The organism is Paenisporosarcina quisquiliarum (assembly GCF_027563315.1).
Classification (GTDB): domain Bacteria; phylum Bacillota; class Bacilli; order Bacillales_A; family Planococcaceae; genus Paenisporosarcina; species Paenisporosarcina quisquiliarum.
On the sequence record NZ_JAMKBJ010000021.1, the window covers coordinates 1 to 11475 of the forward strand.

Here is an 11475-nt window from a genome sequence, read left to right on the forward strand (position 1 = left end):
ATGGAAGTTTAAATTATCTTTCACCTTGCCAGTTTTTAAGACGTTTTCAAGAAAATAATGGCCATTCACAAAAGATTAGTCTTTAATTTTTAAAGATGGTGTCTAAATAGAGGGGGCCAAACCGTCACCGCCGATTATTACAACCAAGGCAATTCGGGTTCTCCTCTCACCCCGAATTTTTCTCGATATCCAAACAACTTCTCCCGATATCTGCAGTTTCGGCATGCATTCAAGCATTCTAACCAACCCACCTCATAAAATCCCCTCGACACCAAACACAAATCATGTATAATGAAAAATGAATTACATAGCCCCAACACGAAGGTGCTCTGCTTCAATCGCAGAGTTAAAAGGGAAGTCGGTTCAAATCCGACGCGGTCCCGCCACTGTATGTGAGAGGAAAGCGCATGAAGTCACTGAAGCAAACATTGCTTTGGGAAGACGCGCTAACCACTGATCACAAGCCAGGAGACCTGCCTACGTGCGCAACACCCGCAAACCTACGAGGATAGGAATGGTGTGAATCAGCTTGCGCTTAATTAGCAAAGCCTTTATTCAACCAGCCATCTTCCGACTAAACGCGGAGGATTTTTTTATGTCCAAAAACATTCACATCAAGGAGGAAATCAACAATGAAGAAGATTTGGCAACTATGGGTCGCAACAGCACTTGTGGCGATCCTACTGACTGCTTGTGGGCAGGAAGAAGCAAAACCTGCAGAAGACGCAACACCGGAAACGGAACAAGGGAAAGAAACGAAATTCCCACTTACCGTAAAAGACGTAACGGACAATGAAATCACATTGGAAGAACCGCCAAAAGCAATCGTTTCCATGATTCCAAGTAATACAGAAATTCTTTATGCACTTGGTTTGGAAGAAGAAATTGTCGGGGTGTCCGATTTCGATAATTACCCAGAAGAAGCTGCATCAAAAGAAAAAATTGGTGGCATGGAATTCAACGTAGAAAAAATCATTAGCTTAAACCCGGACCTCGTATTGGCACATGAATCAGCTCTTGGAACATGGGATGCAGGACTTACGCAACTGCGTGATGCGGGCATTCAAGTTTACACAGTGACGAATGCTGAATCGTTTGACGCAACATACGAAACAATTGAAGAAATCGGGAAAGTAACAAATAAATCTGCGGAAGCAACGAAAATTGTGGAAGACATGAAAGCGAAAGTGAAAGACGTCCAGGAAAAAACGGCAAATGTGGAAACGAAAAAGAACGTGCTGGTAGAAATTTCACCTGAGCCTGAAATCTATTCGCCAGCTGGCAATACGATTATGAACGAAATGCTAACAATGATTAACGCAGAAAACGTAATCGCCGATTTAGACGGCTGGGTCAAAATGAACCCGGAAGAAATCGTGAAACGCAATCCGGATGTCATCTTGACTACATACGGAGCCTATACACCAGATGCAACAAACTTAGTCCTCAAACGCAATGGTTTTGCTGACGTCACGGCTGTTAAAAACAAAGCAGTTGCGGATGTTGATGCAGATCTTACAGGCCGCATGGGCCCACGTTTAGCAGACGGACTTGAAGTATTAGCGAAAGCTATTTACCCAGAGGCTTTCGGTGAGTAAAAAAATCTTGGCATACTTTGTGTCAATCATAGCCCTTATCGTGTCAATCGGTTTTGGTGTAACGGTTGGCACGGTAGCCATTCCCATATCTACATTATGGAACAGCTCGGCAGATGCGGGTGCTGCGAATATTTTATGGAATATTCGTATGCCGCGGGTAGTGCTGGCAGGAATGGTAGGTGCTTCACTTGCCATTGCAGGAGCGGCTTTTCAAGGATTACTCAAAAACCCGCTCGCTGATCCATACACGCTTGGCATCTCATCTGGTGCATCAGTAGGGGCAGTTATCACATTATTTTTTAGCATTTCCATCCCGTTTTTAGGCATCTTCACCTTACCTGTCTTCAGCATGCTTGGTGCATTTTTAACGATGCTTGGCGTAATCGGATTCGCTAAACTCGTAGACCGTTCCATGAAAATGGAAACCATCATCTTGACGGGCATCATCTTCAGCTCCTTTCTTGGTTCGATCATTTCACTGATGATTGCTTTGACGGGGGAAGAACTGCGACAAATCATCGGCTGGTTACTTGGAAGTGTTTCCATGCGTGGCTGGGATTACGTGAACATGGCCTTACCTTTCATGATTATCGGTTCCATCTTAATGTGGGTGAGCCGTCGTGAACTGAATGCAATGCTGTTTGGAGAAGAACGCGCCAAACATTTAGGCGTCAATGTAAAACAACGTAAAATGATGATCTTGATCGGAGGATCCATGGTGACGGGGGCTGCAGTGGCAGTATCCGGTACCATCGGATTTGTCGGTCTTGTCGTCCCTCACATTGTCCGCTTGTTGTGGGGGGCAGATCATCGCCACGTGCTCCCGTTATCTTTAGTAAACGGAGCGACATTGCTCATTGTTTGTGATCTCGTATCCAGAACCATCATCTCACCTACGGAACTGCCAATCGGTGTGATTACGGCATTTATCGGCGCACCGGTATTCGCTTTTATTTTCTTCAATCAACGCCGAACAGGAGGGATGTAAGATGTTGCACATTCATCAATTATCAGGCGGCTATCTGGAAGTCCCTGTTGTGAAAGACGTTTCGTTTGAAGTCCAAAAAGGTGAAATGCTTGGGATTCTAGGACCGAACGGTAGCGGAAAATCGACTTTGCTCAAAGTCATCAGTGGTATTTTGCCCGCACGTACGGGCAGCATCACACTAAATGGTGCAGCAATCGAAACTTTTTCAACAAAAGAACTGGCTAGACAAATGGCCGTGTTGCCGCAACTCCATGCGCATGCGTTTACCCATAGCGTACGCGAAACGGTGTCACTCGGCAGATACCCGCATCAGACAGGATGGTTTTCTTCCTGGTCAGCTGAAGACGAAGCCGCCGTCGTGGAAGCCATGAAGTTAACGGATGTTTTAAAATACGAACATACATCACTCGACCAACTATCAGGTGGTGAACAACAACGTGTTTTCGTTGCACAAGCGTCGGCGCAACAAGCACCACTCCTATTGCTCGACGAACCGACGAACCATCTCGATATTGCACACCAGACACAACTGCTCGACACCATCAAAAAGCAATGCATCGAAAAAGGAATGACCATTATCTCCGTCTTCCACGACATCAATCTCGCATCCCTTTATTGCGACCGACTGTTGCTCATGGAAAACGGCTCAATCAAACACCTTGGCGAACCACACGTCGTCATAAAGGACCAACAAATCGAAAACGTCTACAAAGCACGGGTCAGTACCCATCCACACCCTGAGCAACCGAAGCCGCAAATTACACTCATGCCAAACGTGCAAAAGCTTCAGACCGATTTTTGGGTCAATAAAAGCAACTTCCGTATAGAAGATGAATACGTGCTGCTGCAATCCGCACATCCACTCAAAACCGTCTCATCGGCTGTCGTCAATGCAGGTTCCGGTTGGTATCGGACATTCATCAACCGGTGCGTCCCGCCTACCTATGACCATGAAAACATTGCCGCTGATATGTTCTCGTACCTGCAAACTCACGGTTTCATTCCAACAGACACGGTAGGCATGATGACCGCCATTTCTCCGAGCAATGTGGAAATTGCCGATTACCCGATGGAATTTGGTAGCATCACCATCGCTGTTACGGCAGGTGTCGGAAATGCCATCGACGTTTCCAAATCATTCGAGCAGGACCGACAAGCGCCAGTGGGAACCATTAACACATGGATCATCATCAACGGAAATCTTTCCGAAGAAGCTTTTATTCAAGCGATGATTACGGCAACGGAAGCCAAGACAAAGGCTCTATACGAGCAACAGATCCTTGATCCATTCACCGGAACACTCGCGACAGGTACGCCAACGGACAGTTTACTCGTTGCGGCTACACAACAAGGACAAAGCTATCCGTACGCTGGCCCCGTCACCGAACTTGGTAAAGTGATTGGCCGAGGAGTCTTCGAATGTACAGTCAAAGCGATACAAAAAACGCAATCTTCAACAGCTTAAACAGCTGCTAGAGATTGCGTTTTTTATTTGAGAGAAAGAAAAGTGACTTGCCAGAAAGTTCTATAGATTTTCTATTGACTGAATGCTCATTCAGTTTTAAACTTAAAGTTAACATCGACAACATACCATCAATCTACTAAACTGATGTTATTAGAATAATAACAAATAACTGATTTTAACAAAGGGAAGGGGAGAGAGCGATGAACCCGTTATTAATTGCAAACTGGTTTTTATTCTTAGTTGTAACCGCTTACGCAGTCGGTCTTTTCACGTATTTGCTGAAGACACGCTATGAATACATCAAACTCGGTAAGAAAGTAGAGTTCGAAGATAATTTCAAAGAGCGTATGCGAAAAATCATGGTCAATGTCTTTGGCCAGAAGAAATTATTGAAGGATAAGAAAAGCGGAATCATCCATGTGATGTTCTTCTACGGATTCCTTCTTGTACAATTTGGGGCAATCGATTTTATCTGGAAAGGCTTGAAGCCAGGGTCACATTTACCGTTAGGTCCATTGTATCCGGCATTCACATTCTTCCAGGAAGTCGTCACATTAATGATTCTTGTTGCGGTTGTGTGGGCATTCTACCGTCGTTACATTGAAAAATTAGTGCGATTGAAACGCGGATGGAAATCAGGACTTGTTCTAATCTTCATCGGTGGATTAATGGTTTCCGTATTAGTCGGAAACGGAATGGGCATGATTTGGCACGATCACGCAGCAACATGGGCAGAGCCAGTTGCATCTTCAGTAGCAACTATTTTCGGATTCCTGCCTGAAACAGCAGCTATCACGATTTTCTATATCATGTGGTGGGTTCACTTACTATTCCTGCTTACATTCTTAGTGTATGTGCCTCAATCGAAGCATTTCCACTTAATTACAGGACCTGCAAACACGTACTTCAACCGCACAGATAACGTCGGAAAACTTCGCCCGATTAATTTCGAAGAAGCTGAAGATGAAGAAGCAGAAGAAGAGGCATCATTCGGTGTCGGCAAGATTCAAGATTTATCACAAAAGCAATTGATCGATTTATATGCTTGCGTTGAATGTGGACGTTGTACAAATATGTGTCCAGCTACGGGAACGGGTAAAATGCTGTCACCGATGGACTTGATTACAAAACTACGTAACCATCTGACAAATACGGGTGCTGTCATGACTCAGCAAAAACCATGGGTTCCTGCAATGGCCTTTGCTAACACGCAAGGTAACCAATTAGCAGTGGCAGCTCGTGTGGATGGTGCAGTCATCGAAGATATTTACAACCCCGCATTGATCGGGGACGTTATTACAGAAGAAGAGCTTTGGGCATGTACGACTTGCCGTAACTGTGAAGACCAATGTCCAGTTATGATCGAGCACGTGTCTCACATCATCGACCTTCGCCGTTACTTAGTAATGACGGAAGGACGTATGGACGGAGATGCACAACGTGCGATGACAAACATCGAACGCCAAGGAAATCCTTGGGGGCTAAACCGTAAAGAAAAAGAAAACTGGCGTGAAGCACGTCCAGACGTGCACATTCCAACAGTGAAAGAAGTGTCAAAAGCTGGCGAAGAATTTGAATACTTATTCTGGGTGGGCTCAATGGGTTCATTCGATAACCGTTCACAAAAAATCGCCGTGGCATTTGCTCGTTTAATGAACGAAGCTGGCGTGAAATTCGCGATTCTTGGAAACAAAGAAAAGAACTCTGGCGACACACCACGTCGATTAGGGAACGAATTCCTATTCCAGGAGCTAGCGGGATCAAATATTTCTGAGTTTGAAAAAGCAGGCGTAACGAAAATTGTCACAATCGATCCGCACGCATACAATATCTTTAAAAACGAATATCCAGACTTCGGATGGAGTGGAGAAGTTCTTCACCATACCGAGATGCTATATGACTTAGTGCAACAAGGCCGCTTGAAACCGCAACATGCAATCAACGAAACAATCACGTTCCATGATTCATGTTACTTAGGCCGTTACAACGACGTATACGACCCACCACGTGAAATCCTACGTGCCATCCCAGGCGTCAAGCTTGTGGAAATGGATCGTACACGCGAAACCGGCATGTGCTGTGGAGCTGGCGGCGGTATGATGTGGATGGAAGAACATGTTGGAAACCGTGTAAACGTAGCACGTACAGAGCAAGCAATTGCCGTAAACCCAACCATGATCTCATCAGGTTGTCCTTATTGCTTAACCATGCTTTCAGACGGTACAAAAGCAAAAGAAGTAGAAGAAACAATCGGCACTTACGACATCGCAGAACTACTAGAACGCTCAGTACTAGGCAATACACTGCCACCAGTCGAAGAAGAAGAACCACAACCAATCGTTCAGTAGATTGATAAATTAGTAAATATTCGATACAATAAAACCAATTGGAAAAGGGAGTCCTAGAACTCCCTTTTTCTCTGAGTAAACGCCGAGCGAGCGTTCAGTCAATAAAAAACTCGCAGAGTTTTTTATTTGCGACGAGTAACCGCAGGAGCAAATGTTTTTCCGCGAAGAAGCTAGCGCAGCGATGCAGGAGCAAATGTTTTCTGTGCCGAGTAACCGCAGGCACAAAGGTTTCTCCAACAAAGCACCCGACAAAATAGGCCATTCCTACGTGAACGTCGATTTTTCCTACGTCAACGTCAATAATTACAACCAAGACTCTGATTTTTCCTACGTGAAGCGCGTTTTTTCCTACGTGCCCCGTTAATTCCAGAGAAAAATCACATATCCACACAATAAATTGTCGCAATACTTTAAAAACACAAAACTGTAAGCGTATACAAATCAAAGGAGGCAACAATCATGACAAAAACAGTTATTTTAGAAGGCGCACGTACAGCATTCGGGAAAATGGGTGGAGCACTTTCTTCACTTTCTGCAAGCGATTTAGGTGGGGTAGCCATCAAAGAAGCATTGAACCGTGCGGGCGTTGCCCCGGTATCAGTGGATGAAGTGATCATGGGGACGGTTTTGCAAGCTGGGCAAGGACAAATTCCTTCTCGCCAGGCAGCGACGAAAGCTGGCCTTCCTTGGAGCGTAAAAACAGAAACAATTAACAAAGTGTGTGCATCTGGTATGCGTGCAGTCACGTTGGCAGATCAACTTATCCGTTTAGGTGAAGAAGAAACAATCGTTGCTGGCGGCATGGAGTCGATGTCAAACGCTCCGTATTACTTACCAAAAGGTCGCTTCGGTTTACGCATGGGCGACGCACAAATGGTCGATGGCATGCTTTTTGACGGACTTTCATGTTCATTCAATCCGAAACGAGTACACATGGGCACGTACGGCAATAAAACGGCTGAGCAATTCGAGTTGTCTCGTGAAACGCAAGATGCTTGGTCATTCCGCAGTCATGATTTAGCGTTAAAAGCAATCGATAAAGGAATATTTGCGGAAGAAATTGCACCAGTAGAAGTTCCACAACGTAAAGGCGATGCTTTAAAAATCGACCAGGACGAAGCACCTCGTCGTGACACATCAGTTGAATCATTATCAAAATTAAAGCCGGTTTTCGGTAAAGAAGGCACAATCACAGCGGGTAACGCACCTGGCGTCAATGATGGAGCGGCAGCACTAGTATTGATGAGTGAAGACAAAGCGAAAGCGGAGGGAAAAACACCTCTTGCTTACGTAATCGGTCACGCGGAAGTGGCAATTGAGCCAGAAAACTTCCCACAAACACCAGGTCTTGTGATCAATGCCATCTTAGAAAAAACAGGCAAAAAACTAGAAGAAATCGATTTGTTCGAAATCAACGAAGCATTCGCAGCAGTCGCTTTGGCATCTGCACATATCGCGAACCTGGATGAATCGAAAGTCAACGTAAATGGTGGTGCTGTAGCACTTGGTCACCCAATCGGGGCAAGTGGCGCACGTATTATTTTGACATTAGCGTATGAATTGAAACGTCGCGGTGGTGGAATCGGAATCGCAGCAATTTGTTCAGGTGGCGGTCAAGGCGATGCAATCATGATCGAAGTTCCTAAAGCTTAATATATGAGCGTGAACCAATAGAGGAGGACAACAGGATGACAATTCAAAAAGTACTCGTAATCGGGGCAGGTCAAATGGGGTCAGGAATTGCACAAGTGTGTGCACAAGCTGGCTTTGACGTGAAACTGAATGATATGAAAGAAGAATTTTTCCAACGCGGACTTACGACGATTACAAAAAACTTATCACGCAATGTGGAAAAAGGACGCATGACAGAAGACGAGAAAGAACAAGTGCTTTCTCGCATCACAAAATCACTGGATTTAAATGATGCATCAGACGTTGATTTAGTTATTGAAGCGGCTGTAGAAAACATGGAAATCAAACAGTCGATCTTCAAGCAACTTGATGAAATTACACCGAAGCACGCAATCCTTGCTTCAAATACGTCTTCATTGCCAATCACGGAAATCGCTGCAGCGACAAACCGTCCTGAACAAGTAATCGGCATGCACTTCATGAATCCGGTACCGGTTATGAAACTGGTTGAAATCATCCGTGGACTTGCTACGACAGATGAAGTTTACACAAGTATCGAAGAAATGACGAAAAAACTGAACAAAGTGCCTGTTGAAGTAAACGACTTCCCAGGGTTTGTTTCAAACCGTATCCTTATGCCGATGATCAACGAAGCCATCTACACATTGTACGAAGGTGTGGCGACGAAAGAAGCCATTGACGATGTGATGAAACTTGGCATGAATCATCCAATGGGACCTTTGCAATTAGCAGATTTCATCGGTCTTGATACGTGTCTGTATATTATGGAAATCCTGCATGACGGCTTCGGCGACAGCAAATATCGTCCATGTCCACTGCTTCGCAAATATGTAAAAGCTGGCTGGTTAGGTAAGAAAACAGGTCGCGGTTTTTACGAGTACGAATAGGGGGCATTACCAATGGAATTGAAATTTACAGAAGAACAAATCATGATGCGCAATATGGTACGTGATTTTGCCAAAACGGAAATCGAACCGTTCATTGAAAGAATGGAACAAGGCGAATTTCCTCGTGAAGTATTAAATAAAATGGCGGAGCTTGGCTTAATGGGCATCACGATTCCAGAAAAGTACGGCGGTTCGGAAATGGATTTCACAAGCTACATTATTGCCATTCATGAATTATCAAAAGTGAGTGCAGTTGTCGGAGTCATCCTATCTGTTCATACATCAGTGGGAACGAACCCGATTTTGTACTTCGGTAACGAAGATCAGAAACAAAAATATATCCCGAAATTAGCGGCTGGCGAATATTTAGGCGCATTTTGTTTAACTGAACCATCTGCAGGCTCAGATGTCGGTTCTATGAAATCGAAGGCAGTTAAAGACGGGGATCATTATACCATTAACGGTTCGAAAGTTTTCATTACGAACGGTGGAGAAGCTGACGTTTATATTGTGTTCGCTTCAACTGACGCATCATTAGGCTCTAAAGGTGTATCAGCTTTCATCGTTGATAAAGACACACCAGGTCTGATTATCGGAAAAGATGAGCACAAAATGGGCTTACATGGTTCACGTACCGTGCAACTGACGTTCGAAGATATGAAAGTTCCGGCTGAAAACTTATTAGGTCAAGAAGGTGATGGGTTTAAAATTGCCTTGGCTAACCTGGATGTCGGCCGAATTGGTATTGCCGCACAGGCGCTAGGAATAGCAGAAGCTGCCTACGAAGCGGCAGTAGGGTACGCAAAAGAGCGCGTGCAATTCGGCAAACCAATTGCTGCGCAACAAGGTGTTGGTTTTAAAATAGCGGATATGGCTACAGCAGTCGAAGCATCGAAACTGTTAGTTTATCGTGCGGCAGATTTACGTTCACGTGGGATTTCATGTGGAAAAGAAGCATCTATGGCGAAATTATTCGCTTCAAAAACTGCAGTAGAAAATTCGATTGAAGCCGTGCAGGTATTCGGTGGCTACGGCTACACAAAAGACTACCCAGTAGAACGTTATTTCCGCGACGCAAAAGTAACGGAAATCTATGAAGGCACGTCGGAAATTCAACGACTTGTAATCGGTAAGCATTTACTTAAATAACTAAACCTGTTGATTTATGTGATTGTAGTGGAAGGCGGCGACTCCAGCGGGAAAAGCGTGTCCAGGTGAGACCCCGCAGGAGCTTGCGACGAGGAGACTCACGGACCGCCCGCGGAAAGCGTCCGCCTGTTTCTGCATCGCTACGCTAGCTTCGAAACATGGAAGTACGTTGCAACGAAAATCTAATCACAACATAAAGAAATCCTAAAATATCAACTAAAAAGGGGAATGGAAAATGAACTTCAAACTAACAGAAGAACATGAAATGATTCGTAAAATGGTTCGCGATTTCGCGACGAAAGAAGTAGCACCAACTGCTGCAGAACGTGACGAAGAAGAACGGTTTGACCGTGAAATTTTCGACAAAATGGCGGAGCTAGGCTTAACAGGGATTCCTTGGCCTGAAGAGTACGGCGGAATTGGTTCAGATTACCTTGCGTACTGTATCGCTGTTGAAGAACTATCACGCGTTTGTGCATCAACAGGTGTAACACTTTCAGCTCATACATCACTTGCTGGATGGCCGATTTTCAAATACGGCAACGAAGAACAAAAACAAAAATACCTTCGTCCAATGGCTGAAGGAACGAAAATTGGCGGCTACGGTTTAACAGAAGCTGGTTCAGGTTCTGACGCGGGCGGCATGAAAACAACAGCTAAACTTGATGGCGATCACTATGTGTTGAATGGTTCGAAAATCTTCATCACAAACGGTGGAATTGCAGACATCTACGTAGTATTTGCAGTAACAGATCCAACTTCAAAACATAAAGGTACAAGTGCATTTATCGTTGAAGCTGATTTCGAAGGCTTCTCGGTTGGGAAGAAAGAAAAGAAACTCGGCATTCGTTCATCTCCAACAACGGAAATCATTTTCGACAACTGCCGCATCCCGAAAGAAAACTTGCTAGGTGCTGAAGGCGAAGGATTCATCATCGCTATGAAGACGCTGGACGGCGGTCGTAACGGAATTGCAGCACAAGCTGTCGGTATTGCTCAAGGGGCGCTTGACGCATCAGTTGAATATGCAAAAGAACGCGTTCAATTTGGCAAACCAATCGCTGCAAACCAAGGGGTATCGTTCAAATTGGCTGATATGGCTACTTCGATCGAAGCATCTCGTCTGTTAACGTACCAAGCAGCATGGTTGGAATCAAATGGCCACTCATACGGGAAAGAATCGGCGATGGCAAAATTAATGGCTGGAGATACAGCAATGAAAGTGACAGTGGAAGCTGTTCAAGTATTCGGTGGTTACGGCTATACGAAAGACTATCCGGTGGAACGTTACATGCGCGACGCGAAAATTACGCAAATCTACGAGGGAACACAAGAGATTCAACGTCTTGTTATTTCTCGTATGTTAACGAAGTAAGTCGTGACGCAA

General features: G+C 44.8%; 8 protein-coding genes and 1 riboswitch. All 8 genes read left to right on the forward strand.

What is annotated here, in order from left to right:
- The first annotated feature begins 305 nt into the window (after positions 1 to 305).
- Positions 306 to 495: riboswitch (cobalamin riboswitch) on the forward strand.
- 137 nt (positions 496 to 632) lie between these two features.
- The 8 genes from M9R32_RS15605 to M9R32_RS15640 all read left to right on the forward strand — a co-directional run bounded on the left by M9R32_RS15605 (position 633) and on the right by M9R32_RS15640 (position 11463).
- The gene (locus M9R32_RS15605) at positions 633 to 1598 is read left to right on the forward strand and encodes an ABC transporter substrate-binding protein (RefSeq protein ID WP_269927659.1); all 966 of its coding nucleotides are present in this window, start codon (positions 633 to 635) and stop codon (positions 1596 to 1598) included.
- A complete protein-coding gene (locus tag M9R32_RS15610; protein ID WP_269927660.1) occupies positions 1591 to 2586 on the forward strand; it encodes a FecCD family ABC transporter permease in 996 nt (331 codons plus the stop codon). Before M9R32_RS15605 ends, M9R32_RS15610 begins: the two co-directional genes overlap by 8 nt.
- Position 2587: 1 nt before the next feature.
- Positions 2588 to 4051 carry an adenosylcobinamide amidohydrolase gene (locus tag M9R32_RS15615; protein WP_269927661.1) on the forward strand — a complete coding sequence of 488 codons (1464 nt, stop codon included), beginning with the start codon at positions 2588 to 2590 and terminating at the stop codon, positions 4049 to 4051.
- A gap of 200 nt (positions 4052 to 4251) precedes the next feature.
- Positions 4252 to 6399 (forward strand): (Fe-S)-binding protein, encoded by a 2148-nt coding sequence (locus M9R32_RS15620; protein WP_269927662.1) that lies wholly within the window; start codon positions 4252 to 4254, stop codon positions 6397 to 6399.
- A 459-nt stretch (positions 6400 to 6858) separates the two neighbouring features.
- Positions 6859 to 8052 carry an acetyl-CoA C-acetyltransferase gene (locus M9R32_RS15625; RefSeq protein ID WP_269927663.1) on the forward strand — a complete coding sequence of 398 codons (1194 nt, stop codon included), beginning with the start codon at positions 6859 to 6861 and terminating at the stop codon, positions 8050 to 8052.
- Between the two features lie 35 nt (positions 8053 to 8087).
- Complete coding sequence (locus tag M9R32_RS15630; protein WP_269927664.1) at positions 8088 to 8939, forward strand: 3-hydroxybutyryl-CoA dehydrogenase; 852 nt, start codon at positions 8088 to 8090, stop codon at positions 8937 to 8939.
- A gap of 12 nt (positions 8940 to 8951) precedes the next feature.
- On the forward strand, positions 8952 to 10088 hold the full coding sequence (locus M9R32_RS15635) for an acyl-CoA dehydrogenase (RefSeq protein ID WP_269927665.1): 1137 nt from the start codon (positions 8952 to 8954) through the stop codon (positions 10086 to 10088).
- A 235-nt stretch (positions 10089 to 10323) separates the two neighbouring features.
- Positions 10324 to 11463 (forward strand): acyl-CoA dehydrogenase, encoded by a 1140-nt coding sequence (locus M9R32_RS15640; protein ID WP_269927666.1) that lies wholly within the window; start codon positions 10324 to 10326, stop codon positions 11461 to 11463.
- Positions 11464 to 11475: the final 12 nt, after the last annotated feature.